The following is a 26,164-nucleotide window of genomic DNA, read 5'->3' as shown; positions in this document are numbered from 1 at the left end:
GGCTGAGGGCCATGACGACTTCAGCTTCCAGCGACATTGCGCAGGGCGCGCAGTACGCCGAGACCGCCAGCGCCGCGTACCGTTCGGCCCTGGAGGTCATCGAGACCATCGAACCGCGGATCGCGGACGCGACCCGCAAAGAGCTTGCCGACCAACGCGATTCGCTCAAGCTGATCGCCAGCGAGAACTACGCCTCGCCTGCCGTGTTGCTCACCATGGGCACCTGGCTCTCCGACAAGTACGCCGAGGGCACCATCGGCCATCGCTTCTACGCCGGTTGCCAGAACATCGACACCGTCGAGGCGCTGGCCGCCGAGCATGCCCGCGAGCTGTTCGGTGCGCCCTACGCGTACGCCCAGCCGCACTCCGGAATCGACGCCAATCTCGTTGCCTACTGGGCAATCCTGGCCACTCGGGTGGAGGCGCCGGCGCTCGCAGAGAAGGGTGTGCGCAACGTCAACGACCTGTCCGAGACTGATTGGGAGGAGCTGCGCCATCAGTACGGCAACCAGCGTCTGATGGGTATGTCACTGGACACCGGCGGCCACCTCACCCACGGCTTCCGCCCGAACATCTCGGGCAAGATGTTCCATCAGCGCAGCTACGGCACCGACCCGGAAACCGGGTTGCTGGACTATGACGCGCTGGCCGCGGCCGCACGCGAGTTCAAGCCGCTGGTGCTGGTGGGTGGCTACTCCGCGTACCCGCGCCGGGTGAACTTCGCCAAGATGCGTGAGATCGCCGACGAGGTGGGTGCCACCCTGTTCGTGGATATGGCGCATTTCGCCGGCTTGGTCGCCGGAAAGGTGTTCACCGGCGACGAGGACCCGGTGCCGCACGCCCACATCACCACGACCACCACCCATAAGTCACTGCGCGGCCCGCGTGGCGGCCTGGTGCTGGCCACCGCCGAGTACTCCGATGCCGTCGACAAGGGCTGCCCCATGGTGCTGGGCGGACCGCTGTCGCACGTGATGGCCGCCAAGGCTGTCGCTCTGGCCGAGGCGCGCCAGCCCTCGTTCCAGGCGTACGCGCAGCGCGTCGCCGATAACGCCAAGTCGCTCGCCGAGGGCTTCCTCAAGCGCGGCGCGCGCCTGGTCACCGGCGGCACCGACAACCACCTGGTGCTGCTCGACGTGCAGTCCTTCGGGCTCACCGGGCGCCAGGCCGAGTCGGCCCTGCTCGACGCGGGCGTCGTCACCAACCGCAACGCCATCCCGGCCGACCCCAACGGCGCCTGGTACACCAGCGGCATCCGGTTCGGCACCCCGGCACTCACCAGCCGCGGATTTGACGGTGACGAGTTCGACAAGGTGGCCGAGCTCGTCGTCGACGTGCTGTCCAACACCGAGGCCGACGGCACCTCGAAGGCCAAGTACACGCTTGCCGACGGTGTCGCGGACCGCGTGAGGGCCGCTTCGGCCGAATTGCTGGCGGCCAACCCCCTGTATCCGGGCCTCACGCTCTAGGGTCTTTAGTCATCACAACTAGTCCCCCGCAAGCGGGAGGTATCCCCAGCAAAAGCCCCCGGTACGCTGGTGTTTCGGGGGCTTTTGCGTCTGCCCGTTAAGGGTCGCGTGGCGATTTCACATTTCCTACGCGTCCGGTTACTGTTACCGCATGGCACAGAAACCTGTACCCAATGCGTTGACTCTTGAGCTGACGGACGTCGTCGCCGAGAACATCGATCGCCATCGCGACACGGCGGAGCTTTGGTACTCCCATGAGCACGTCCCCTATGACGAGGGTGAGAACTTCGCCTTCCTGGGTGGACGCGACTGGGAACCCTCTGACGTCAAGCTGCCCAAGGCTGTCGTCGACGCCATCCAGATCCTGCTGATCACCAAGGACAACCTGGCGGGTTATCACCGCGAGATGGTCGAGCATTTCTCGCTGGAGATCATCCCGTGGGCGGATTTCATCGGTCGCTGGACCGCCGAGGAGAACCTGCACGCCATCACGCTGCGCGAATACCTCGTGGTGACCCGTAATGCCGATCCCAGCGGCGATGAGGACACCCGGCTGGCTCACGTCATGAAGGGCTACCGGGCCGACTCGTACAGCCAGATCGAGACGCTGGTGTTCAACGCGTTCTTCGAGCAGATGCACGCGGTGTTCGTACAGAACCTCGCCGCGCTGACCGACGATGACGTGCTCAAGGGCCTGCTCGCGAACATCGAGAAGGACGAGCGTCGTCACGAGCAGATTTACAGCAACATTGTGCTCGAATGCCTGCGTCTGCACCCCGAGGACACCATCGCGGCCATCAAGGCCCGCGCCGCGGAACTGCAGGTCATCGGCGCCGACATCGACGGTTACGAGGACAAGGTCGCCTCCGTGGCTGAGGCCGGAATTATCGACGAGGTCACCGTGCAGGACGTGGTTCGCGAACTCACCGACAAGTGGGGCGTGACCGAGCGGCTCTAAAGCTTCGCCGAGTGTCGCCCTCTGCGGGGGCACTTGTGTACTCGTGTGACGAGCCGACACTCGCGCGAAATGCGCGTTAACCCGGTGTTAGTCAACACGCTCGATTCGGTGCGCGGCATCTGCCCGTAGGTGCGAGTAGCGTCAAAAGCGATGGCTAGCGACATGCTTTGCTATCCGGGAGGTACTGATCGTGGCGAAAACGACAGGACCGGCCCCGGTCCTGATGTGGACGGTCTCATGAGGCGTCCACACACGGTACCGACCGCGTCCACGACAGATCGCGTGTGGTGCCGCACGGATGTCAGGAGCGCTCGGTGACTGCTTCAATGAACCCTGGGACAATCCGTACCTATGTGCTCGACACCTCGGTGTTGTTGTCTGACCCTTGGGCCACAAACCGATTCGCCGAACATGAGGTAGTGATCCCGCTGGTGGTGATCAGTGAGCTGGAAGGCAAACGTCACCATCACGAGCTGGGTTGGTTCGCCCGTACCGCGTTGCGGATGCTCGACGATCTGAGGCTGGAGTATGGCCGTCTCGATCAGTCGATTCCTGTTGGGACACAAGGTGGTTCGCTTCATGTCGAGCTGAATCACACCGATCCCTCGGTGCTGCCTGTGGGCTTCCGCACCGACTCCAACGACTCTCGGATTCTGGCGTGCGCACTCAACCTCGCCGCCGAGGGCAAGCTGGTTACGTTGGTGAGCAAGGACATTCCGCTGCGTGTCAAGGCCGGTGCGGTGGGCTTGGCTGCCGACGAGTACCGGGCTCAGGACGTGGTGAACTCGGGCTGGACGGGCATGACCGAGCTGGACACCGCTCCTGACGTCATCGACTCGCTCTTCGAGGCCGGTGAGGTCGATCTGGAGGCGGCGCGAGATCTACCGTGCCACACTGGAATCCGGCTACTCGGCGGCACCTCGAGCGCACTTGGCCGAGTCAACGCGGAGAAGCGGGTGCAGCTCGTGCGCGGTGATCGTGAAGTCTTCGGACTGCGCGGGCGCTCCGCGGAACAGCGTGTGGCACTGGACATCCTGCTCGACGAGTCGGTGGGCATCGTCTCTCTCGGCGGCAAGGCGGGTACCGGTAAGTCGGCCCTGGCGCTGTGCGCCGGACTCGAAGCGGTGCTCGAGCGGCGTAGCCACCGCAAGGTTGTGGTGTTCCGTCCGCTGTACGCAGTCGGCGGTCAGGAGCTGGGCTATCTGCCGGGCAGCGAGAGCGAGAAGATGGGCCCGTGGGCGCAGGCCGTCTTCGACACCCTCGAAGGACTGGCGTCACCGGCGGTCATCGAAGAGGTGCTCTCGCGCGGCATGCTCGAGGTGCTCCCACTCACGCATATCCGTGGACGGTCCCTACATGACTCCTTTGTGATTGTCGACGAGGCGCAATCCCTGGAGCGCAACGTGCTCCTGACGGTGCTGTCGCGGCTGGGCAGCGGCTCGCGAGTGGTGCTCACTCACGACGTCGCGCAGCGTGACAACCTGCGTGTCGGTCGTCACGACGGTGTGGCCGCGGTGATCGAGAAGCTCAAGGGCCATCCGCTGTTCGCGCACGTCACGCTGGTGCGTAGTGAGCGTTCACCCATCGCCGCGCTGGTCACAGAGATGCTGGAGGAGTTCGGGCCCGGGCTCTCCTCTTGAACTGACGGTTACGCTGTGGGGCGTGCTATCCAAGCGTGATGTCTTTCGGTGGACGATGGTCGCGGCCGCTGTGGGAAGTTTGATCGCGGCCGCGATCGTCGTCACCGATAAGCAGCGCGCCCTGGACGAGCCGGTGGACTGTCAACGCGAGAAGTGCGTGGCGCTGACATTTGATGACGGGCCGAGCCCATTCACCGACCGGCTGCTGGAGATCCTGCGAGCCAATGGCGCGCACTCGACCTTCTTTGAAATCGGCAACAAGGTCCAGCGCGATCCTGCGGGCGCCAAGCGGGTCGTGGACGCCGGCATGGAGCTGGGCAGCCATACCTGGGAACACCCCAACATGACGACGATCCCGCTGGAGGCAATCGCGGGCCAGCTGAGTAAGGCCAGCGACGCCATCGAAGCGGCCACGGGTCAGCGCCCCAAGCTGTTCCGCACCGCGGGTGGCCTGATCAACGATCAGGTTCTGGCCGAAGCCAAGAAACAGGGCCTGGCCGATATCAACTGGGATGTCATCCCGTTCGACTGGGCCAACGACTCGAACACCGATGCCAGCCGGGCCATCCTGATGTCACAGATCAAGCCGGGGTCCGTGGTGCTTTTCCACGACACGTATTCGAGCACAGTGGATCTCGTCGAGCAGTTCCTCCCGGTGCTCAGGGCCAACGGCTACCACGCGGTGACCGTCACGAAGTTACTTGGCCCGCGCGAGCCCGGCAGCAGTTACGGAAGCCGGGACAACGGTCCACCTGTGAACCTCCTGAAAGACATTCCGGCATCGGAGATTCCGCCGCTGCCGAACACGCCGTCCCCGCTGCCCGCGACAAATATCCCCATCACGGACCTGCCCAACCAGGGTGCGGGTGGGCCGGCCGTCGGGCAATAGGGGTGCGTCTCGTCGCTTTGGCGTTGATCACGGCACTGCTTGTCGGACCCGCCAGCGTCGTGCTTCCCACACCGCAGCGCTACTCGGCGACGATCAGCCGAGACGAACGTGGTGTCCCACATGTCAGCGCCGATGATTGGGGCTCACTGGGTTACGGCACCGGGTACGCATTCGGTGAGGATCGTGCCTGCACCCTGATCGACCAGATTGTGAAGATGCGCGGTGAGCGCAGTAAGTGGCTCGGGCCGGGCGCCAACAATCGGAACGTCGATATGGACTTCGGCTACCGCCACCTGAAACTGTGGGAGAACGCCCCCCAGCGCTGGGCCAACCAGCCGGCCAGGGTGCGCGAACTGGTCGACGGTTACGTCGCGGGGTTCAACGAGTCATTGTCGGTCAACGGCGTGAACGGTGGCTGGTGCGATGGCGCCGGGTGGGTAGGGCCTATCACCGCGCAGGACTTGTACGCGCATTTCTCCGATGTCGTGATGACGGTGTCCAGCATCTCCATGATCACCGAAATCGGCCGGGCACAACCGCCTTCAGGTGCGTCGGCGCCCCGCCCGGGCACATTGCCCGCTCCGCCGCGGATGGGTAGCAATGGATGGGCCCTGGGCTCGGAACGTTCCAGCACCGGCGGCGGGCTGTTGTTGGCCAACCCGCACTACCCATGGACGGGCGAGAACCGTCTCTGGGAGGCGCACCAGAGCATCCCCGGACAGCTCAACGTCTACGGTGTCGGATTGTCCGGAATGCCTTTGGTGCAACTCGGATTCACCGATGCGGTGGCCTGGACGGCCACCGTGGCAGCCGGGCGCCGCTTCGCGCTGTACCGCTACGACCTGGATCCGTCGGACCCCACCGCCTACTACGTCGACGGCCGGCGCCAGGTGATGACGCCCGACCCCATCACCATTGACGTGGCCGGCGAGCACGGCATCTCGTCGATGAGCCGCACCCTCTACTCCACCAACCACGGGCCGGTGGCCGACGTGGATACCGTGGGCTGGACCCGGGCGCAGGCCATCGCGGTAGCCGATGCCAACGCCGATACCAACACCATGCTGTCGCAATACCTGGGCATGGCCACCGCAGGTTCTATGGATGAGTTCCAGGATGTGTTCCGGGCTCATCGCGGTGTGCCATGGATGAATACCGTCTCGACGAGCGCTGACGGGCGCGCCTGGATCGTCGATAGCTCAGCGACACCCAACTTGTCCAAGGAAGCCCTTGCCGCGTGGGCGATCGACCGCGAAAAGCCGGGGCTGATCAGGGACGCGTATCGCTCCGCGGGCCTGGTGGTGCTCGATGGATCCCGGTCGCTCTTCGACTGGGCCAACGATGAGAATGCCGCCGCACCCGGGCTCATCGGATACGACCACATGCCGCAGCTGGAGCGGCGCGACTACGTCTTCAACGCCAATGACAGCATGTGGCTTGCTCACCCGGATCAGCTGCTTACCGGCTATCAGCCCCAGCAGGGCGGCGAGGGGTGGATGCTGTCACCCCGGACCAAGACCAACGCGCGGCTGCTCGCGGGCAACAGTGGCAAGTGGTCGGTGGACGACGTGAGCGCCGCGTTGTTTAGCGATCGCGCGATCCTTGCCGATCAACTGCGCGTACCGCTGGTGCGGGCGTGCACGGCGACCACGGTGGTCGATGGCGTCGACCTGGGGCCCGCCTGTTCCGCGCTGGCAGGCTGGGACGGCACGTTCACCAAGACCGCGCGCGGTGCCGTCGTGTTCCGCGAATGGCTCTCCCGGTTTACCCCGGAAGAGCGCAAAGACCGTGGCAGGTTGTTCTCGGACGGGTTTGATCCGGCCAAGCCCGTTGATTCGCCCTCGATTCCGGTGGCCGATGTGACGCCCTGGCTCACGGAATTGGCTGCTGCCGTGCGCCTTCTGCAGCGTGCGGGTATCCCGGTCGACGCGCCATTGGGCAATGTGCAACGCGAAGCGCACACCGGACACCTATTGCCGATCGGTGGTGGAACGGATATTGAGGGCGCCGCCAATATCGTGGATTGCTGTTCCTGGGGTACCAGCTCCGAGCCGCAACCCAACCCCGGGGATCGGCTGGAACCGGGTACGGAGTTGCGTGCCATCCCGAGTCCCTCGGGAGTGTTCAACGGCTATCCCATCCAGGAGGGGGACAGCTTCGTCATGGCATTGCAGTACGGCCCCGATGGGCCGGACGCGAAAGGCCTTCTGGTCTACGGAAACCCGGACGATTCGAAGAACCCTGCGTACTACGCAGGAGCCCAGGCCTTTAGCGCCGAGCAGCTGCGACCGTTGGCCTTCACCGCCGGTGATGTCGCCAGGGAGGCGGTGTCCACGGTGACCATATCGCGGCCACGCTAGGCCATTTCGGAGTCGGATTCCTCGGAGGCCGCGAACCATAGGGCCAGCGCCAACAGTGCTGCCGTCGCCAACAGGCCGACACCTTCGAGCAGCCCCAAGGTCTGGCCCTGGTGATGGTTGGTGTCCACCAGGTGGCTCACGGTGTGCAGTACCCAGTGCCCGGTGGCGATGGCCAGCACCGGTACTCGCCACGATGACCACTTCACCGCGGCCAGCAGCGCCAGCCCCACCGGGATCGCGAACGAGCCAAAGTCGAACAGGTAGTGATCGTTTCGCACACCGAACGCGCCGAGTGTGTCGAAGAACGACTGCGGAGCCACGATCGCCCACGCCCCCGTCACCGCCTGGTAGATACCGGCGATGACGAGGGTCAGTCGGACGAACCGGGCCTTAATTAATCTTTCACCTTCGCCATGGCGAGCACGTCCAGGCGCTTGTCCAGCTCTTCGATGCTCAGCTTGTCGCCGATGAGGCCGCGGTCGATGACGGTTTGGCGAATCGTCTTGCGCTGCTTGAGTGCTTCCTTGGCCACGGCCGCCGCCTCCTCGTAGCCGATGGCAGAGTTCAGCGGGGTGACGATCGACGGAGAGGATTCCGCCAGCGTCCGCAGGTGGTCCTCGTTGGCGATCAGGCCGTCCACGCACTTGTCGACGAAGAGGCGAGACACGTTGGCCAGCAGCGTGAATGACTCCAGCAGGTTGCGGGCCATGACCGGGATATACACGTTGAGCTCGAAGGCGCCGGACAGTCCGCCCACGGTGATGGCGGCGTCGTTACCGATCACCTGTGCGGCCACCTGGGTGACCGCCTCGGGCAGCACCGGGTTCACCTTGCCGGGCATGATCGAGCTGCCGGGCTGCAGATCGGGGAGCTGGAGCTCGCCCAGACCGGTCAGCGGGCCCGAACCCATCCAGCGAATGTCGTTGGCGATCTTGGTCAGCGAGGCTGCGATGGTCTTCAGTGCGCCGGAAGCCTCGACCAGCCCGTCGCGCGCGGCCTGCGCCTCGAACGAGTCCGTGGCCGTCTTCAGTTCCGAGAGGCCCGTCGACTTCTTCAGTACCTCAACAACTTTCGAACCGAAGCCGTCGGGGGCGTTCAGGCCCGTGCCGACGGCGGTGCCACCGATGGGCAGCTCGCCCAGGCGGGGCAGGGTGGCCTTGACCCGCTCGATGCCGGCCTCGATCTGGCGGGCGTAACCACCGAACTCCTGGCCGAGAGTCACCGGCACCGCATCCATCAGGTGCGTGCGGCCGGACTTCACCACGGTCTTCCACGCCTTGGCCTTGGTGGCCAGCGCCTGCTGCAGGTACTCCAGCGCCGGAATCAGGTCGCGCGCAGCGGCTTCGGTCGCGGCCAGGTGAGTGGCCGTCGGGAAGGTGTCGTTGGAGGACTGTGACATGTTCACGTCGTCATTGGGGTGAACAGTGGTGCCACCTATTGCGGCGATCGAGGCGATCACCTCGTTGGCGTTCATGTTCGAGCTGGTGCCTGAACCGGTCTGGAACACGTCGATGGGGAACTGGTCGTCATGCTTGCCGTCGGCGATTTCCTGTGCCGCGGCGATGATGGCGTCGGCCTTCTCCGGCGCGAGCAGGCCCAGGTCCTTGTTGACCTGGGCGCAGGCGCCCTTCAGTAGGCCGAGCGCACGGATCTGTGTGCGCTCCAGGCCACGCCCCGAGATGGGGAAGTTTTCGACGGCGCGCTGTGTCTGCGCGCGCCACAGTGCTTCCACGGGCACGCGAACCTCGCCCATGGTGTCGTGCTCGATGCGGTACTGCTGCCCTGGCTGGTCAGTCATGAAATTCCTTCTCGTCGATGAGGGAGTGATCAGGGGAGGGGATGGGTGGCGTCGTCGTCGCCGGTGAAGTCGACCGCGGAGTATTCGCGGAGCTTGGTAAGGCGGTGGTACGCCTCGATCATCCGGACGGTGCCGGACTTGGAGCGCATCACGATGGACTGTGTGGTGCAGCCGCCGCCGAAGTATCGGACACCCTGCAGCAGGTCGCCGTCGGTGACGCCGGTCGCGCAGAAGAAGACGTTCTCGCCGGATACCAGGTCTTCGGTGGTGAGGATCTGGTCCAGGTCGTAGCCGGCGTCGATGGCCTTCTGGCGTTCCTCGTCATCGCGCGGCGCGAGCTTGCCGTGGATGGCGCCGCCCATGCAGCGCATGGCGGCAGCGGCGATGATGCCCTCGGGGGTGCCGCCGATACCGAGCAGCATGTCGGTGCCCGAGTTGGGCCGGGCCGTCGAGATGGCGCCGGCCACGTCGCCGTCGGAAATGAGGCGGATGCGGGCGCCGGTATCACGCACGTCCTGGATGAGCTCGCCGTGGCGGGGCCGGTCCAAGATGCAGACGGTGATATCGGACACCGAACAGTTGCGCACCTTCGCGACGCGCTTGATGTTCTCCGAGACCGGTGCGGTGATGTCGATGACATCGGCGGCGTCGGGGCCGACGGCGATCTTCTCCATGTAGAAGACGGCCGACGGGTCGAACATGGTGCCACGCTCGGAGACCGCGAGCACGGAGATTGCGTTCGGCATGCCCTTGCTCATCAGGGTGGTGCCGTCCACCGGATCCACGGCGAAATCGCAGTCGGGGCCGTCGCCGTTGCCGACGTCCTCGCCGTTATAGAGCATGGGAGCGTTGTCCTTCTCGCCCTCGCCGATGACGACCACACCGCGCATGGAAACGGAGTTGACCAACTCACGCATGGCGTCGACGGCGGCGCCGTCGCCCTTTTCCTTCTCGCCGCGGCCTACCCATCGACCCGCGGCCATGGCACCCGCCTCGGTAACTCTGACCAGCTCTAATGCCAGGTTGCGGTCCGGGGCTTCTCTGCGCGACGGGCTCATGGGTTGCATTGTTTCATGGCGCGATGAGCCGCTTGCGCGAAGAGCATCAAGCGGCGCCTGCAAGGATGGGGGCGTGGGAGGTGCACCAGATCCGGACCAGGATTCCGGACCCGACGATCGCATCGCTGTGCCCGCACCCCGGCCGGCCAAGCCGCGGCTATTCCAAGATGGCCGCGACATGTTCTGGTCGATGGCTCCGCTGGTGGTCGCGTGCATCGTGCTGGCCGGCTTGTTGGGAATGTGCTCCTTCACTCCCAACGGCCCGACAGCCGGCGACCCGCCCTCCTATGACGCGCACGCCGCGCTGCAGGCCGACGCCCGGCAGTTCTCGTTCCCGGTCCGGGAGCCGTCGCTGCCCGAGGGCTGGCGGGCGAATTCCGGGGGGCGAGACAGTGTCGAGGGAATTCCGCTGACCCGGGTGGGATACCTGAGCCCATCAGGTGCCTACATGGCGGTGGTGCAAAGCGGCGCCCCCGAGGAGAAGCTCGTCCCCAAGCTGAACAGTGCACTCGCGCCACGCGGACCCGAGGATGTAGCCGGTGTGCGTTGGATCGCGTACGAGGGCGGCGAAGGTACCGAGCCGCTGTGGGTTACCCGGCTGGACAACACGGTGACCGTCGCCGTCACCGGGGCCGGTAACACCGAGGCCTTCCAGACCGTCGCCCGCGCGGTTCAGACGGCCAAGCCGCTGCCGCGCTGAGGCTCGGTCGTGGTCGAGGTCTCGTCGTCGGCAAGGACGAAGTAGTTCTCCTCCTCTTGAACGAAGTGCAGTCGCAGCAGCGCATATAACCCGTAGAGGCATGTCAAGAGGTCGTTGACTTGATCTGCCCGGATAGCACCGGCGGCCTGCGCGAGGGCAACGTGCGTACCCACGCGATCAGCCAGTCGCTGGATCTCTGCGTGGGCTCGGCTCATGGTGGCTGTGGCCTCACTGTTGCCCAGCGGACGCGCCAGCGCGGGATACAGCTCGACCTCTTCGGCGTGCTCATGGGGGAGGATCCGATCGGACAACAGCCTGTGCACAGCGGTGAGCGAGGACAGCGTGGTCTCATCCGCGCCGCTGGTGAGTTTGTCGGCGACATCCCGCAGCAGGCCGAGGGCGTCGCGTAATTGGTCGTGCTCGATGGAAAAACGGTGCAACATCGCCTCGGTCGCGGCGGGCAGACTGACGGTGACGGCTGGGTCTGCCCGTAGGGCCCGCAGTGCATTGACGATTACTGCGACATCGATACCTTCTTGGAGCAGTGCTCCCGCCGCTGGAGGCAACCAACCGAGAGCAGCAATCGTCATCGCAAGAAGTGAGAGGCTCATTCCGGCAACAGCGCTCTGCACCGCGATGTGTCGTGACCACCGTGCAATATCCATCGCGTCAGCTAGTCGATCGACACGGTCGGTGGTGAGGACGACATCTGCGGCCTCGGACGAGGCTGTGCTACCTCGAGCCCCCATGGCGACGCCTACCGTCGCTGCGGCCAGAGCTGGCGCGTCGTTGATTCCATCCCCCACCATCACGGTGACCGCGCGCCGTCGTTCGGTGCGCACCGCCGCGACCTTGTCGGCCGGGGTCTGCTGGGCGTACACATCGTCGAGTCCCAACGCAGCTGCAACCTCACGCGCGGGTTCGGAACGATCGCCGGTCAGCATTACCAAGCGCTGGATGCCTGCGGTGCGTAGTCGCCGCATTGTCCGAGAGGCATGACGGCGCAACGGGTCTCGCAGTAGCACGGCGCCAATGGGTTGTCCTTCTACACTTACCCACGCGATGGCCGCACCATCCAGGCTGGCTTTGTTGACCACTTCGCTTGTCCAGGTGCCTGATTCGGCGCTGGGATATAGTTTTCCGACGGCTACCCGTTGGGTGCCGATGGTTGCGATGACTCCGACACCCGGCTCCTCGAGTACATCCTTCGGCAGCGACAATCGCAGGCGTCGCCTGGTCGCCTCGGTCACGATCGCAACCGCCAGCACGTGCGACGACAACTGATCCACCGAAGCGGCGAGTACGAGTATCTCGGCCACATCTCGGCCCGGAGCCGTGAACACGTCTGTTACCACCGGGCGGCCCATTGTCACTGTGCCGGTTTTGTCCATGAGCAAAGTGGTTGCCTGCCCGAGGTTTTCCAAGGCGGCGCCACTGCGGATAATCACTCCTCTTCGTGAGGCTCGCGACATGCCGGAAACAATCGCGACTGGTGCTGCTAACAGCAGTGGGCACGGCGTCGCCACCACCAACACCGCGACGGCGCGTACGGCAGATCCGCTGGCGAGCCAGGCTCCTCCCGCGAGTAGGAGCGCAAGGGGGAGGAACCAGGCGGCGTAGCGGTCGGCCATTCGCACAACCGGGGCGCTCTCGGCATCTGCCTGACGCGCCAAGCGCACGATGTCGGCGTAGGTGCTGTCTTCGGCGGTTGCGGTAGCGCGCAACTCAAAGGCGCTCCCAGCATTGACCACGCCGCTGCGTACCGGTTCCCCGACCTTCCGCTCAATCTGCAGCGACTCACCCGTAAGGGCTGATTCATCAAGCATCGCAACGACATCAATAATTCTGCCGTCGACGGGTACCACCTCGCCAGGACCTACGACTATCAGGTCGTCCACGACGACTTCGTCCAGCGGAATTGTGCTGACGTGAGTACCGATTCGACGTCGCGCGAAGCGGGGTGCCCGCTCCAGCAGCACACGTAGATCATGGGTGGCACGCCGAGATGCCGCCGCCTCCAGCGCACGTCCACCGGCGAGCATCACGGCGATAAGGGCGCCTGCTAGATATTCGTGCACCCAGAGGGTGCCCGCCAGCGAGAGCACCGCGATCAGATCAATACCTGTTCGCCCGCGTCGTAGCGCTGTCACCATCCATGCGACAGCGGGCACGATGGCCAGCGATGTGCTCGCGATCCAGCACCGGTCGGCGATTTCGTGCCATCCGGCAAGCCACGCGATACCGCCGACCGTCAAAGTACCGAGGGTGAGTGCCACCAACATCGGCTCGACCAGCAGACGCCGGCGTGACTGCCCAGCGGTACCCGGATCATGGGTGATGGACGCCCGCTCGACATCATTCGAGATCATCTGCGTGCGACCGTGATCGCGACCATTGCAAGCTCCCAAGCACATCTCGCGCCTCGGGCCACGCGTTGGATGCACCTGATGCCCGTCGGCGTCGGTTACGACAATGGAAAGTCTCGTCCGGAGTTGCGTTCAGGCTAAGGGGACAAAGTCCTCGATGCAGTGGCGCAACTTGTCATCCGATGGGGACGTCAATGAGGACCTTTGGCTATCGAATCCACAGGACTACAAGAAGATTCTTGAGTGAGGCATCCCGCCTGGTGGCACCTCAAGAAAGGCGATAGGAACATGGGTGAACAAGACGAATCTGGGGTGGTACCCGGACATACTTCCACGCTCTCAGCGAGTAGTGGGCCATCGGGCGGTGTTCTTCAGATCGCAGCCTGGGCAGGAATTGTGACCTGCGCCGTGTTTGTCGCTGCGGTGCTCTTCTTTTCAGGGTTCTTCATGGGTGGGTATTACTCGGGGCATGGGAACTGGCGTGGGTGTCAACACTCCGGAACCGGCCAGATGATGGGGCCGAACGGCCATGGTGGGCCGTCGATGGCACCGGCTGTTCCTGGCCCACGCCCGTAAACGCACGAGGGTCAAATCGGCCTTCTGCTGCCGCTTTAGGCGTTAGCGCCCCGCGCCGCCACCGCCCAGTGCCGCGGGCCGTCCGCCGCATCAATGACCAGCGAGTCGACCAGATTTACGGCGTTGCACAAATGATTCGGCGCGATCCGCAGGCGGGTGCCGGGAGATGGTGCGGCGCCGGGGAACTCGATGGTCGCGTGGTGCTCGGACAGTGCCACGATGCGGGCATCAGGATCGTCGATCAGGCGTCCGAAACCAGTGGCCCAACCCGGCCGGTCGCCGCCCAGGATCTTGCTGCCCGCATCCACGATCGCGGTCCTGCCCCGGGTGTGCACCACGGTGGTGACGGCACTGAGCGCGATGTCGCCGAGCGTGCAGACGTCCAACTCGAACTGCTGTGCGTCGTTGAACGGGTAGACGCCGGGCCTCACCTCGGTCAGCACGGTGTTGTCGGTGGAGTCGACGGTGGGGGTGGAGCCGCCGCTGCGCACGGAAGGTTCGATCCCCTCTGCGCGCAGGCTGTCGGCGGCCGCGTCCAGTGCCTGTGATTCCTGCGCGGCGACCTCCGCACGTTGTCCCGGGGTGTAGCCGTGTCCCGGGAATGTGAAGACACCCACAACGTTCAGCCCGGCCGAGCGCGCCGCTGCCGCCACCGCACCGGCTTCGGCCGGGGCCACCCCGGTGCGGTGATGCCCGGAATCGATCTCCACGACAACGGTGATGGGCAGGTCGCCAAGGTGCGCAGCCAACTGCCGGGCACCCTCAACGGAATCCGCCGCCACCCGGAGCTGCGCGCGGGTGGCGACCTGGCGCAGCCGATGTGCCTTCTGCGGGGTGAGCCACAGCGGGTAGGCGATGAACAGGTCGGTGAATCCCGCCTCGGCGAAGACCTCGGCCTCGCCGATTGTGGCGACGGTCAGGCCAATCGCTCCACTGTCGATCTGGCGCTGCGCGATTTCCAAGCATTTGTGGCTTTTGGCATGTGGCCGCAGCCGGACCCCGGTGCCGCGGAGGCGTCCGGCGAGCCGTTCGATGTTGCGGTCCATCACTGCCAAATCGACAGCCAGGAAAGGAGTGTCGAGACTGTCCAGTCCGTCGTGTGCCGTCGTGTCAGACATGCTGTGACACTAACGGAGGCCGGTGCAGGTCAGGAATCCAACGCGTCTTCGATGCGCTTACGGGCGCCTGCCAGATGCTCCTCGCAGCGTTTGGCCAGTGCCTCGCCGCGCTCCCAGAGGGCTAGCGACGTGTCCAGATCCAGCCCGCCCTGTTCGAGCTGCTGCACGACGTCGATCAGCTCAGCGCGCGCCTGCTCGTAGCCGAGCTCGGCGGGGTTGGTCATGACGATTCTCCTGTCACGGTCGCGGTCACGGCACCATCGGAAACGCGCACACGCAGCGATGCCCCGGCGGGCGCGTCGGCCACCGTGCGCAGAACCTCCACGGTGCCATCGTCGCGTACGCGTTGCACGACCGAATACCCGCGGGCCAGAGTGGCGGCCGGTCCGAGCGTGGCCAGCTGCGCCGACAGGTGGCCCACCCGTTGGGTTTCGGATTCCACCAGCCGCTTCATATCGCGGCGCAATGCTGTTCGGGCAATGCTGATTTCGTCGTGGCGCACCGCCACCATGCGGAGCGGGTCGGCCAGCACCGGCCGGCTGCGCACTTGGTCCAATCCGCGCTGCTCGCGCTGCACCCAGTTGCGCAACGCCTGAGCCGAACGTCGCCGTAAGTCCAGGATCAGCGCCTGCTCGGCGGCCGCATCAGGCACCAGCTTTTTGGCCGCATCGGTGGGTGTTGCCGCGCGCAGGTCTGCCACCAGATCGGACAACGGGTTGTCCGGCTCATGCCCCACGGCGCTCACCACCGGGGTGCGGCAGGCCGAAATCGCGCGGCACAGCGTCTCATCGGAGAACGGCAGCAGATCCTCCACGCTGCCACCGCCGCGGGCCAGCACGATCACATCCACCGAGGGGTCGGCGTCCAGAGCTTGCAGCGCCGCCACGATTTCGGCCACCGCGTGGGGGCCCTGTACCGGGGTGTTGCGGACCGCGAATTGCACTGCGGGCCAACGTGCCAAGGCCACGGACGTCACATCATGCTCGGCGGCGCTCGCGCGGCCCGTGATCAGCCCGATGCGCGCAGGCAGAAACGGAACCGGGCGCTTCAGCCGGGCATCGAACAATCCCTCGGCGGCCAGCAGCTGGCGCAGCCGCTCGATTCGGGCCAGCAGCTCGCCGATGCCTACCGCACGAATCTCGCTGAGCCGCAACGAGAATGATCCACGAACCGTATAGAAAGTGGGCTTACCGCACACCACCACCTGGGTGCCTTCGGTCAGCTTGACCGGCGCGTTGCGCACCATGTCGGGCGGGCATGTCACGGTCAGCGACATGTCGGCGGCCGGGTCGCGCAGCACCATGAACACGGTCTTGCTGCCGGGCCGGACGTCGATCTGTGTCAGCTGGCCTTCCACCCACACCTGACCCAGGCGGTCGATCCACTTGGCTACCCGGGTGGCGACAGCCCGGACCGGCCAGGGGTTTTCGGGGCTGGTACCCGGATCAGCCACGGGCAGCGGCGCGGGTGATCCTGTTCGCGAGCAGGGTCTGATACGGCGCTCGTGCCTTGTGAGCGTCTTCGTAGGTCAGCAGCTCTTCGAGCTCACTCACCGACAGCGACTGCAACCGCGCCCGCAGCTGAGCCAGCGTCAGGTCGTGGTAGCCCAGCTCGACGACGACGTCGGGGGCGTTCGTATCCGCGGGTTCGGGGGACGCCGCCGGTGCCGCCTTTTTGGCGGCGGCCTTCTTCACCGGCGCCTTGCGCGGTGCGGCCTGAGCGACCTCCGGCTCGGCCTCGGCCGTCGGCGCCGCCGCGGGTTCGGGAGCCGACGGCTCCGTGGGCTCCGAGGAGTACAGCGCAAACCGTCCCTGTGTCATCCGCTCGGCAGCGTCCTCGTAGACGGCGTTGGCCTGCGTCTCGTCGGGTTCGGGTGCGTCCAGCTCGTCGAGGTCCTCGTCGAACGTTGCCCACTCCGGCTGCTCATCGGTGGGCGGGAAGATGTTTTCCCAGGTCTCGTCGCCCTTGATGGCCAATTCCGTGACTGTCTGCTGGAACCGCATGAAGTTCTGGACGGTCTGGCTGGCGGCCGTCATGGGATAGGTCAGTACCGCCTGCGGCAGCTTGCGGGTCTCTTCGAGAACGGTAGCGGCGACCCCAAGAAGCAACCGGACGCCAAACGGAGGACGAATCATGGGTCCAAGCTTGCCTTACATCGGTCGTGCAGCGAAAGGCTGGGCCGTAAGCTGGTGAGCATGGCTGCAGTCGATATGGGCACTCCGGGGATGGTGAGCGCCGTCGTCGGCCCGGCGACGAGCAAGCGAGTGCTGCTGGCTGAGCCGCGCGGCTACTGCGCGGGTGTCGATCGTGCGGTCGAGACCGTGGAGCGTGCGCTGGAGAAACACGGCGCCCCCGTCTACGTCCGTCACGAAATCGTGCACAACCGCTACGTGGTGGACACGCTGGCCAAGGCTGGGGCGATCTTCGTCGACGAGACCGACCAGGTCCCCGAGGGTGCGATCGTGGTGTTCTCCGCTCACGGCGTGGCTCCGACCGTCCACGTGGACGCCGCGGCGCGCAACTTGAAGACCATCGACGCCACCTGCCCGCTGGTCACCAAGGTGCACCAGGAAGCCAAGCGTTTCGCGCGCGACGACTACGACATCCTGCTCATCGGTCACGAGGGGCATGAGGAGGTCGTCGGCACCGCCGGTGAGGCTCCCGATCACGTGCAGTTGGTGGACGGTCCCGGTTCGGTGGACAAGGTCACCGTGCGCGACGAGAACAAGGTCATCTGGCTGTCCCAGACGACGCTGAGCGTGGACGAGACCATGGAGACGGTCCAGCGCCTGCGCGAGCGATTCCCGACGCTGCAGGACCCGCCGAGCGACGACATCTGCTACGCCACCCAGAACCGTCAGGTCGCGGTGAAGGCGATGGCTCCCGAATGTGAACTCGTAATCGTTGTCGGTTCGCGCAACTCGTCGAACTCGGTGCGTCTGGTCGAGGTTGCCCTTGGCGCGGGTTCGCACGCCTCGTACCTGGTTGATTACGCCGAAGACATCGACCCGGCCTGGCTTCAGGATGTGACGACGGTCGGGGTCACCTCGGGTGCTTCGGTACCGGAAGTACTGGTGCGCGGTGTCCTGGATCGGCTCGCGGAGTACGGCTACGGCGAGGTGCAGCCGGTCACCACGGCCAACGAAACGCTGGTGTTCTCGCTGCCGCGTGAGCTGCGGGCGGCACGTCGCTAGCTAGCTGTGCTATTCCATGACATTGGTTACACGGACTGACTCACGCGAAAAGCGTTAAGTCGCACTGTTCTTCACTTGCCGACGTCGGTTCCGGCTCTGTCTCGCGGCGATTCCGGCGTGCTCGTTGCCGGCAGGTAGCCGAGCATGTGTGCCGTGGCCTGAGGCAGGTCTCGCCCCGTCAGCGCGGCGACTGACGGGTGTCGAACTTGGTGACGATCCACCGGTCCTGGTCCTTCTGGTATTCGAGGGTGGCGTCCTGGGTCACGGGCTGATTCTGCGGTGCAGGTGAAGCAGGCGATGACGATTCCACCGTGAACCGTGATTCGACATGGGCGGTGGTGCCGGAACACTCGATCAGCTTGCTGGTCAGGCCACTGAGGTGCGTGGTGACCTGATCCTTGCCGGAAATTGAGCTGAAGGCTTCGAATCGAGGTTCAAACTCTCTGTACTGCTCGGGCGACAGGCGTTCTTTGAGTGCTGGCAGCGCCTGATCGATGCGCCCGGTGAACTCGAATTCGAAGCGCGCCACGTCCTCGACGACGGCGACCGCTTTGTCGCAATGATCCGATGCATTCGAGTTGCGTTGCGTCACGACGTAGGTGACGGTGCCGGCCACAGCGACGACCAGTACCGCGGCACCGGCGATGATCGCCCACCGCGTTCGACGATTTCCCGGTGCGGAGGCGATCGCGGTCGGCGGGTTAGGCGGCACCGCCGCGCCGTGGATTACCCACCACGTGGTGGACGGCAGCAGCGCCAACACCAACGTCGCGACCGGCATGATCAGGCTCGCCAGGTAATGGATGGGTGACGTGCTGATTCCCGTGGCGGATGTGTCATGGGCCGCGGTGAGTGTCGCGGCTAGGTCGCCGAAGAACACGGCGATACCCAACACGCAGGCTGTCGCCACGATGCGCGGTCCGAACCGCTGGCGTTTGAAGGTCATCACACCGCCCGCGAGCAGCGCCCCGGCCGCGACGAACCCGCACGCGGCAATCGCGTACGTTGTGGCGTGGTACCAGCCGGGCATCGTGTCCTGGTCGGACAGATAGCTACCAGCGGCGACCAGCAATACAGCAGAGGCGAGATTGACGATACCGCCGAGCAACGCAAGCACCGCCATGGTTTTCGCAGTGGCGCCCGACGGTGACGACGGCTGGGAAGATGGGTCCAGTCGCGGTATTTCGGCCTGCGCCGGCGAGTAAGACACCGCAGGTTGCGCGATTCCGAAGGTATCGTTCCCAGGTCCTGTGGGCTGCTCCGGCTGCGGGTCGGGCACTGGCGGTCCACTGACAGTCGCAGGCGACGCCAGTCCTGCGACCAGTGCGCGCAGCTGCCCGTCGTCATCGAGATCTACCTGATGCTCGAAAGCACGACTGACCACCGACATCGCCTGCGCGCGAGTGAGAGTTAGCCCGGTCAGCGTGGTGATCCGTTGCGAGAGATCGGCGAGTCGATCGGGCACACTCATACCGGTCACCCTAGCTGTGATGTTCCACCACGTTGGTTACGCGGTGAGGTCATCGAACGACAGGTGCAACGGCCGCCCCGGGATGCCCGGAACCAGGATCGATCTTGCGCCGAGCCGTGTAACCAACGTGGTGGAACACCACAGCTAGCGGTCGTAGTCCCAGGCGTCGTCGTATCGGTCCTGACGACGCCGTGGCGCTGGCGGGCGTTCGTCTCTGTACCTGACAGCCGGGCGGTGCGGTTCGCGCGTGGGTTCCGCCAGAGGCTCCCGGTAGCGGGGCCGCGGTTCGTATCCGTACTCGTCATATTCGTCGCGGGCCCGACGCGCGGGACGGCGTTCGGTCCGCATCGGGCGCTCGTCCTCCCACGGTGTGCCCACCGCCGAGGTCCGCCCTGAGACAGGCTCGGAATCGAGTGGAGGACGGCGACGGACTCCGGATTCATGCCGTCCGTGGCGTGTGCGTGCGGCGGCCTCATCAGCGCGGGGGCGGCGGGTCCGCGTGGTACTTCCCGCAGCCCTACCGGTTGCATCGGCGTCGGCATCCACCAGCGCCTGCACCCGGGTGCGCGCGGAAGACCTCGGCTTGGTCGCCTTGGTGGTCTTCGTCCTGGCGGGCTTGACCGCCTTTTCCTTGGTGGGCCTGCCGGTGAAAATCCCCCAGTACCAGCGCACCACCCCGATGATCAGCACGCCCAGCGCCGTACTGATCATCAGCGGAAAACGTTCGATCAGCGGGTACCCGATGGTGATCGCCGTCGACTTTCCGCCGGACAGCGGTGCCTGCGACATGACCATGTAGGCCAGGGGGATGCTCGCGAACAGGATGAGCGGCGGCTGTACGACGGCGGTGAAAATCGATGAATACCGCACCGCGAAGACCGCCACGACACATCCCGCCGCATAGCATCCGGCAAACGCGCCGGTCAGCTTCTCGCCATTGGTCATCGCGTCAATCGCAAAACCAAGAGCGGTACCAGCGACCGCAATCAGGATGGCGCCCCACCATGGCACACCCGGAATATCGGGGTGCGCCGACCGGTGATCGGCTTCCACCGATGAGCGGGCGCGTTGACCTGTCACATGTTGAAAGGTACCGGTGCCGAGCCGGAAGTTCGGTAACGGTGCCCGTCAGCGCGCTTGTGTCAGCAGCATCGCGCAGAGGGATTCGCGTCGGCGTCGGCGTACCGCGCGCGCCAAAACTCGGCTTCGGTGGGCACCGCATGGCCTGGGTGGCGGCGCCGCAGGTGCTCGACGTACCGCTGGTAGTCGTGGTCGCCCATGAGGGAGGTGAACCACCACACCAGCCCGTTGATCACCTTCATGTTCTGGCCTCGGCGAGTTCACGCGCTGCCCATTGTTTTTCGACTTCCTTTTCCACATCGGTGGGCAGGAAGCCGCTGGGTGCGAAGAGTCTGGAAGGCGCTGCCGGATCTTCCGTTACGGGCAGACCTCCGGACCGGACCGCGCGCAGACATGTCCAGGCGCCGGCCGCGACGACGACCAGCACCAACGACGCGAAGACAACCGACAGCGTCCCCTGAACCAACGTGTTGCGAATCACGGCGTCGATGGCTTCGGGTGTCTTGGCGGTCTTGAACGTCGTCAAACCCGCGTCGCGGGCCGCCGCGTAGAGCCGGTGCTGTGTGAAGTAGCCCACCGCCGGGTCTGGGGAGAAGATCTTCTGCCAGGACGCGGTCATGGTGACGGTCAGGTCCCAGGCCAGCGGGATGCCCGGAATCCACGCCCATGTGTAGAGCCGCTGTTTGACGGTGACCGTGAGCACCACCGTCAGCGCGATCGCGGCCAGCAGCTGGTTGGCGATGCCGAACAGTGGGAACAGGGTGTTGATACCGCCCAGGGGATCGGTGACACCCATCAGCAGGATCGAACCCCAGCCACCGACGACGATTGCCGAGCAGATCCACGCCCCGGCGCGCCAGGAGGCGTCCTTGAAGCGGCGTAGCGGCCCACCCAGGTTCCCCAGGGAGTCCGACAACATGAACCGGGCGACCCGGGTACCGGCGTCGACGGTGGTGAGGATGAACAGCGCCTCGAACATGATCGCGAAGTGGTACCAGAAGGCCTTGAAACCGCTGCCGCCGAATACATCCGACATGACGTGCGAGATTCCGATGGCCAGGGTGGGGGCACCGCCCGTGCGCGAGACGATCGATGTCTCGCCGATGTCCTTGGCGGTTTGGGTCAGCTGAGCGCCGGTGATGTCCGGCCCGCCGATCGGCAGCGCGTTGACGTAGGCGGCCGCGGTCTCCGCGGTACCGCCGGTTACCGCGGTGGGGGCGTTGATCGCAAAGTACAAGTGCTGGTTGAGGATCGCCGCGGTGACCAATGCCATGACGGCGACGAAGGATTCCGTGAGCATGCCGCCGTATCCGATGAAGCGGGCCTGGCTCTCCTTCTGCAGCAGCTTGGGAGTGGTGCCGGAGGCGATCAGTGAGTGAAAGCCCGACAGCGCCCCGCAAGCGATGGTGATGAACAGGAAGGGGAACAGCGATCCGGCGAAGGCTGGCCCCGAGCTGTTGAAGGCGAACTCGCTGACCGCCGGCAGTTGCGCCACCGGTCGGGCGATCAGGATGCCGACAGCCAGCATCGCGATGGTCCCGACCTTCATGAAGGTCGACAGGTAGTCGCGGGGAGCAAGGAGCAGCCACACCGGCAGCACCGATGCGGCGAATCCGTAGAACATCATCAGCCAGGCGATGGTGGTCTTGTCGAGGCTGAACAGTGTTTCGCCCCAGCCCGATTCGGCGACCCAGCGGCCGGAGATGATGGCGGCGAGCAGGAGCGCCACGCCGATGACGGTGACCTCGGTGACCTTCCCGGGTCGCAGATAGCGCAGGTACACACCCATGAACAGCGCGATGGGGATGGTCATCGCGATCGAGAACACGCCCCAGGGGCTTTCCCCGAGGGCGTTGACCACCACCAGGCCCAGCACCGCGATCAGGATGATCATGATGACGAAAATCGCCACCATCGCCGCGACTCCGCCGACGGTTCCCATCTCGTCGCGCGCCATCTGGCCCAGACTGCGACCGCCGCGCCGGGTCGAGATCACCAGCACCAGGTAGTCCTGAACGGCCCCGGCAAGAACGACGCCGACGACGATCCAGATGATTCCGGGCAGATACCCCATCTGGGCGGCCAGCACCGGACCCACCAGGGGGCCGGCTCCGGCGATGGCGGCGAAATGGTGACCGAACAGCACCCGCCGGTCGGTGGGGACGAAGTCCTTACCGTTATCGAGTGCCTCCGCGGGGGTGGCGCGGTCATCGCGTGGCCTGACGAGTTTGCGTTCAATCAGCTTGGCGTAGAACCGGTAGGCGATGAGGTAGGTGCAGATCGCGGCGACGACGAACCAGACGGCGTTGACGTGCTCCCCGCGCAGCAGCGCGATCATCGTCCAGGCGAAGGCTCCCAGCAGCGCCACCAACACCAGCACCACACGCGATGCGGATGAGGGCGCCCGGTTATCGACGACGCCGACGGGCGGGAGGTCGGGATCGGTGTGCAGCAGCTCGACGCCGGGCGGGGGAGTCAGGTCTTGCGCCGCATCTGAGGCCATGCGGGTTACCTTAGGTGCCCCGCCGCCGGGCCCCCTAGTACATCGACCGTCTGTTCAAGATCAGGGAAAGATCGGGGCCATCCCTGATGCGTCTCGTGATCTTGATTCATAGCGTCGAGGGGTGACCAAAACAGCGTGGTTTGCAACGGCTTTGGACGCCATGATGGTGGTTCTCCCGATTGCGGCGGTGGCGCTGGCGGCCGTTGCGCACGCGGGGCCGCAGGGCTACGGAGACGCCGAAACCGTGATCAGTTCCCTTGAGGAGCAAGGTAATTACGTCATCCTGAACCGAACGGGGAACCGGCCGCTCGAGGACTGCACGGTAGCCCGGGTGCGGCAGGGGCCGTCGGTGTACGTGTACGAGCGGGCTGTCGGAGCCGATTCCCAATCGGTTCCCACCAAGATCCTGGATCATGGAACCTATTACGTGGACCTGGCATGCTGAGCCGCGAAGACCGGGAAAAGATCAGGGACTTCCCTGATGCGCCACGGTGTTTCGGTGGCCTACGGTGATGACATGACTACTGCACTGCGACGTCCCCAGACCGGGAAGATGATCGGCGGGGTGTGCGCGGCAATCGCCCAGCGCTTTGGATGGGACGTGACCATCGTCCGGGTGCTCACGGTCGCGTCTATCCTGCTTCCAGGACCGCAGGTGCTGGCCTACCTGGTGTTGTGGGCCCTCATTCCGCGGGAGCAGTGAGCCCGGCGACGGGCGTTAAGTTAATTTTTCGTAACCACCGGGTGTATAGGTATCGGCATGGGGGCAAATCGTGAGCTAGTGTGCGCTCATGAGGCCATACGATTACCCCCTAAGGGTTACCGTGCTGGTCCTCGTGGCGGCGGTGCTGTGCTTCGTCGGGGTGAACCCGGGAAGTGTCATGGCCGAGGCCGGATCAGTGTCGACGGTGCACGCTGTCGATGAAGATGGGGCGAATGCCTCGCCGGCGCACGAGCCCCAGGTAGATGCCTTCGCGCAGGTCGTGCAGATTGCCAAGATGTGCCGGGGTATCCCCGCGGGGGCCATGCTGCTGGTGTTGGCGTTCGTGGTGGTTTTCTTGCTGTTCACGGCGACACGTGGATCGCCTGTGTCGCAACGAATTATCGCTCGAGGCGGCCGGGTGCTGCTGCTCAAAGGCTGTGTGAATCGGTGCTGACGGGGTCGGCTAACCCGACCTCATATCAGTCATGCCGCGATATCGCGGTTCTACACAGGAGCATCCATGATTTCTCGTTTCGCGGTATCCACGCTGGCGGTAGCAGCGGCACTTCTCACCGCGCCGACGGCGCAGGCCGGTCCCGATGGGGAGAGCGCCGCCGACGTGATCGCCGATTTGGAGGCACGCGGCAACATCGTCGTTGTCAACCGCGTCGGTAGCGGGCCGATGAGCGATTGCACGGCAACTGCCGTTCGCCCCGGCCGATTCCTCAATCCGGGGACGGTAGTCAATACCCCTGGCGTCGCCTGGGGTGGCATTCTGCTACAACACCGCGTGGTGAACGTCGACATCAAGTGCTGAGGAAATCCCGCAGCACGATCGCGTGATTGTGCTCCGGGTCCTTGGCGGCGTAGAGCAGCGTGACCGTGCCGTATTCGCGTTCAAGCTCGTGGGCGGTGTCCACCGCCGGGTTGGTGTCCAGCTCGGCGCGGTACTCGTCGGCGTAGGTGCCCCACTCCTCAGCAAGGGCGTGGTGCCAGCGGACCCGCAGGTCGGGGCCCGGTGCGATGTCCTTGAACCAGAGGTCGACCTGCGCGGCAGCCTTGCTCACGCCGCGCGGCCACAGCCGGTCGACCAGCACGCGATAACCGTCCGACGGGTCGGGCGTCTCATAGATCCGCTTGGTGGAAAAGGTCACCTGAGCATTCTTATCTGCCGGGGTCCGTAGACTCACCATCTCGTGAGCCTGAACTTGGGAATCGTTGGTCTGCCGAACGTCGGAAAGTCGACGCTGTTCAACGCGCTAACGCGCAATAACGTGCTGGCGGCCAACTACCCGTTTGCGACGATCGAACCGAACGAGGGTGTGGTGCCGCTGCCGGACCCGCGCCTGGACAAGCTGGCGGAGGTGTTCGGCTCGGTCCGGACGCTGCCTGCGACCGTCACGTTCGTGGACATCGCCGGAATCGTCAAGGGTGCCTCGCAAGGGGCAGGGCTGGGGAACAAGTTCCTGGCCAACATCCGCGAATGCGACGCCATCTGTCAGGTGGTACGGGTGTTCGCCGATGACGATGTCGTCCACGTCGATGGCCGGGTCGATCCGGCCGCCGATATCGAGGTGATCGAGACCGAGCTGATTCTCGCCGACATGCAGACGCTGGAGAAGGCGGTGCCGCGGCTGGAGAAGGAAGCTAAGACCAAGAAGGAACGTCAGCCGCTTGCCGATGCCGCCAAGGCCGCGCAGGAGGTGCTCGACAGTGGCAAGACGCTGTTCTCCACCGGGCAGGACTGGTCGGTGGTGCGCGAGCTGAACCTGATGACCACCAAGCCATTCCTCTACGTGTTCAACGCCGACGAGTCGGTGCTTGGCGATGAGGCCCGTGTTGCCCAGCTGAGGCAGCTGGTGGCCCCGGCCGATGCGGTGTTCCTGGATGCGAAGATCGAGTCCGAGCTCCAGGAACTGGACGAGGAGTCCGCCGCTGAGCTCTTGGAGTCGATCGGGCAGACCGAACGGGGCCTGGATGCATTGGCGCATGCGGGTTTCCACACGCTGAAGCTGCAGACCTACCTGACCGCCGGGCCAAAAGAGGCGCGGGCGTGGACGATTCACCAGGGCGACACCGCGCCGAAGGCTGCCGGCGTCATCCACACCGACTTCGAGAAGGGCTTCATCAAGGCCGAGGTGGTGTCCTACGAGGATCTCGTCGAGGCCGGTTCGATGGCCGCGGCGAAGGCCGCCGGGAAGGTCCGGATGGAAGGCAAGGAGTACGTCATGGTCGATGGCGACGTGGTGGAGTTCCGTTTCAATGTGTGATCTGCAGCCGA

The 26,164-nt window shown here is 65.2% G+C and carries 25 protein-coding genes; 12 read left to right on the top strand and 13 right to left on the bottom strand.

Going from position 1 to position 26,164, the window contains the following annotated elements; all coding sequences use genetic code 11:
- The first annotated feature begins 11 nt into the window (after positions 1-11).
- The 5 genes from B4383_RS19735 (at position 12) to B4383_RS19715 (ending at position 7,316) form a co-directional block, all read left to right on the top strand.
- On the top strand, positions 12-1,469 hold the full coding sequence (locus tag B4383_RS19735) for a glycine hydroxymethyltransferase (RefSeq protein WP_078292889.1): 1,458 nt from the start codon (positions 12-14) through the stop codon (positions 1,467-1,469).
- Positions 1,470-1,620: 151 nt separating this feature from the next.
- Positions 1,621-2,427 carry an acyl-ACP desaturase gene (locus tag B4383_RS19730; protein WP_078292888.1) on the top strand — a complete coding sequence of 269 codons (807 nt, stop codon included), beginning with the start codon at positions 1,621-1,623 and terminating at the stop codon, positions 2,425-2,427.
- 326 nt (positions 2,428-2,753) lie between these two features.
- The gene (locus B4383_RS19725; protein WP_078292887.1) at positions 2,754-4,067 is read left to right on the top strand and encodes a PhoH family protein; all 1,314 of its coding nucleotides are present in this window, start codon (positions 2,754-2,756) and stop codon (positions 4,065-4,067) included.
- A gap of 22 nt (positions 4,068-4,089) precedes the next feature.
- The gene (locus B4383_RS19720) at positions 4,090-4,956 is read left to right on the top strand and encodes a polysaccharide deacetylase family protein (RefSeq protein ID WP_139360907.1); all 867 of its coding nucleotides are present in this window, start codon (positions 4,090-4,092) and stop codon (positions 4,954-4,956) included.
- Between the two features lie 2 nt (positions 4,957-4,958).
- Positions 4,959-7,316, top strand: coding sequence for a penicillin acylase family protein (locus B4383_RS19715; RefSeq protein ID WP_078292886.1), 2,358 nt, complete (start codon positions 4,959-4,961; stop codon positions 7,314-7,316).
- On the opposite strand, the gene B4383_RS19710 is transcribed toward B4383_RS19715, so the two are convergent.
- The 3 genes from B4383_RS19710 to glpX are packed head-to-tail and all read right to left on the bottom strand — an operon-like array spanning position 7,313 to position 10,172.
- Positions 7,313-7,657 (bottom strand): hypothetical protein, encoded by a 345-nt coding sequence (locus tag B4383_RS19710; RefSeq protein ID WP_286143740.1) that lies wholly within the window; start codon positions 7,655-7,657, stop codon positions 7,313-7,315. The genes B4383_RS19715 and B4383_RS19710 overlap by 4 nt on opposite strands.
- A gap of 53 nt (positions 7,658-7,710) precedes the next feature.
- Positions 7,711-9,114, bottom strand: a complete 1,404-nt coding sequence (locus B4383_RS19705) for a class II fumarate hydratase (RefSeq protein ID WP_078292885.1) — start codon at positions 9,112-9,114, stop codon at positions 7,711-7,713.
- 29 nt (positions 9,115-9,143) lie between these two features.
- The gene (glpX, locus tag B4383_RS19700; protein ID WP_078292884.1) at positions 9,144-10,172 is read right to left on the bottom strand and encodes a class II fructose-bisphosphatase; all 1,029 of its coding nucleotides are present in this window, start codon (positions 10,170-10,172) and stop codon (positions 9,144-9,146) included.
- Between the two features lie 127 nt (positions 10,173-10,299).
- Here glpX and B4383_RS19695 point away from each other — a divergent pair, with 127 nt between their 5' ends.
- Positions 10,300-10,872 carry a DUF4245 domain-containing protein gene (locus B4383_RS19695; protein WP_078292963.1) on the top strand — a complete coding sequence of 191 codons (573 nt, stop codon included), beginning with the start codon at positions 10,300-10,302 and terminating at the stop codon, positions 10,870-10,872.
- Here the strand turns inward: B4383_RS19695 and B4383_RS19690 are convergent.
- From B4383_RS19690 to B4383_RS19670, 5 genes are all read right to left on the bottom strand, one after another.
- Positions 10,845-13,241 carry a heavy metal translocating P-type ATPase gene (locus tag B4383_RS19690; protein ID WP_078292883.1) on the bottom strand — a complete coding sequence of 799 codons (2,397 nt, stop codon included), beginning with the start codon at positions 13,239-13,241 and terminating at the stop codon, positions 10,845-10,847. The two genes, B4383_RS19695 and B4383_RS19690, sit on opposite strands and share 28 nt — an antisense overlap.
- A 608-nt stretch (positions 13,242-13,849) precedes the next feature.
- Positions 13,850-14,932 carry an alanine racemase gene (locus tag B4383_RS19685; RefSeq protein ID WP_078292882.1) on the bottom strand — a complete coding sequence of 361 codons (1,083 nt, stop codon included), beginning with the start codon at positions 14,930-14,932 and terminating at the stop codon, positions 13,850-13,852.
- 29 nt (positions 14,933-14,961) lie between these two features.
- Positions 14,962-15,156, bottom strand: coding sequence for an exodeoxyribonuclease VII small subunit (locus B4383_RS19680; RefSeq protein ID WP_078292881.1), 195 nt, complete (start codon positions 15,154-15,156; stop codon positions 14,962-14,964).
- On the bottom strand, positions 15,153-16,385 hold the full coding sequence (gene xseA, locus B4383_RS19675) for an exodeoxyribonuclease VII large subunit (protein WP_078292880.1): 1,233 nt from the start codon (positions 16,383-16,385) through the stop codon (positions 15,153-15,155). The genes B4383_RS19680 and xseA overlap by 4 nt, the downstream gene beginning before the upstream one ends.
- Positions 16,378-17,067 (bottom strand): lipid droplet-associated protein, encoded by a 690-nt coding sequence (locus tag B4383_RS19670; RefSeq protein ID WP_078292879.1) that lies wholly within the window; start codon positions 17,065-17,067, stop codon positions 16,378-16,380. Before B4383_RS19670 ends, xseA begins: the two co-directional genes overlap by 8 nt.
- 60 nt (positions 17,068-17,127) lie before the next feature.
- Here B4383_RS19670 and B4383_RS19665 point away from each other — a divergent pair, with 60 nt between their 5' ends.
- On the top strand, positions 17,128-18,126 hold the full coding sequence (locus B4383_RS19665; RefSeq protein WP_078292878.1) for a 4-hydroxy-3-methylbut-2-enyl diphosphate reductase: 999 nt from the start codon (positions 17,128-17,130) through the stop codon (positions 18,124-18,126).
- A 178-nt stretch (positions 18,127-18,304) separates the two neighbouring features.
- Here B4383_RS19665 and B4383_RS19660 read toward each other — a convergent pair whose 3' ends face one another.
- The 4 genes from B4383_RS19660 to B4383_RS19645 form a co-directional block, all read right to left on the bottom strand.
- The gene (locus tag B4383_RS19660; protein WP_078292877.1) at positions 18,305-19,597 is read right to left on the bottom strand and encodes a hypothetical protein; all 1,293 of its coding nucleotides are present in this window, start codon (positions 19,595-19,597) and stop codon (positions 18,305-18,307) included.
- Between the two features lie 144 nt (positions 19,598-19,741).
- The gene (locus tag B4383_RS19655) at positions 19,742-20,677 is read right to left on the bottom strand and encodes a DUF6542 domain-containing protein (protein WP_217697279.1); all 936 of its coding nucleotides are present in this window, start codon (positions 20,675-20,677) and stop codon (positions 19,742-19,744) included.
- A gap of 62 nt (positions 20,678-20,739) precedes the next feature.
- Complete coding sequence (locus B4383_RS19650; RefSeq protein WP_078292875.1) at positions 20,740-20,919, bottom strand: YbdD/YjiX family protein; 180 nt, start codon at positions 20,917-20,919, stop codon at positions 20,740-20,742.
- Entirely contained in the window at positions 20,916-23,180 is a 2,265-nt protein-coding gene (locus B4383_RS19645; protein ID WP_078292874.1) for a carbon starvation CstA family protein, read from the bottom strand. Before B4383_RS19645 ends, B4383_RS19650 begins: the two co-directional genes overlap by 4 nt.
- Before the next feature lie 121 nt (positions 23,181-23,301).
- Here B4383_RS19645 and B4383_RS19640 point away from each other — a divergent pair, with 121 nt between their 5' ends.
- The 4 genes from B4383_RS19640 to B4383_RS19625 all read left to right on the top strand — a co-directional run bounded on the left by B4383_RS19640 (position 23,302) and on the right by B4383_RS19625 (position 24,700).
- Positions 23,302-23,625: a hypothetical protein gene (locus B4383_RS19640; RefSeq protein ID WP_078292873.1), complete on the top strand. Its 324-nt coding sequence runs from the start codon at positions 23,302-23,304 to the stop codon at positions 23,623-23,625.
- 36 nt (positions 23,626-23,661) lie between these two features.
- On the top strand, positions 23,662-23,883 hold the full coding sequence (locus B4383_RS19635; protein WP_078292872.1) for a PspC domain-containing protein: 222 nt from the start codon (positions 23,662-23,664) through the stop codon (positions 23,881-23,883).
- Between the two features lie 121 nt (positions 23,884-24,004).
- Positions 24,005-24,337, top strand: a complete 333-nt coding sequence (locus B4383_RS19630; RefSeq protein WP_078292871.1) for a hypothetical protein — start codon at positions 24,005-24,007, stop codon at positions 24,335-24,337.
- Positions 24,338-24,403: 66 nt separating this feature from the next.
- Positions 24,404-24,700 carry a hypothetical protein gene (locus B4383_RS19625; RefSeq protein WP_078292870.1) on the top strand — a complete coding sequence of 99 codons (297 nt, stop codon included), beginning with the start codon at positions 24,404-24,406 and terminating at the stop codon, positions 24,698-24,700.
- Here the strand turns inward: B4383_RS19625 and B4383_RS19620 are convergent.
- Positions 24,690-25,076, bottom strand: a complete 387-nt coding sequence (locus B4383_RS19620; RefSeq protein ID WP_078292869.1) for a DUF488 family protein — start codon at positions 25,074-25,076, stop codon at positions 24,690-24,692. The two genes, B4383_RS19625 and B4383_RS19620, sit on opposite strands and share 11 nt — an antisense overlap.
- Positions 25,077-25,079: 3 nt before the next feature.
- Between B4383_RS19620 and ychF the strand changes: the two genes are divergently transcribed.
- Positions 25,080-26,153, top strand: a complete 1,074-nt coding sequence (gene ychF, locus B4383_RS19615) for a redox-regulated ATPase YchF (protein WP_078292868.1) — start codon at positions 25,080-25,082, stop codon at positions 26,151-26,153.
- Positions 26,154-26,164 lie beyond the last annotated feature (11 nt).

The sequence above is a fragment of the Mycobacterium sp. D16R24 genome (genome assembly GCF_002013385.1).
GTDB lineage: Bacteria > Actinomycetota > Actinomycetes > Mycobacteriales > Mycobacteriaceae > Mycobacterium.
The sequence above is the reverse complement of the archived record's forward strand: the minus strand, read 5'-3'. Positions and strand labels throughout refer to the sequence as shown.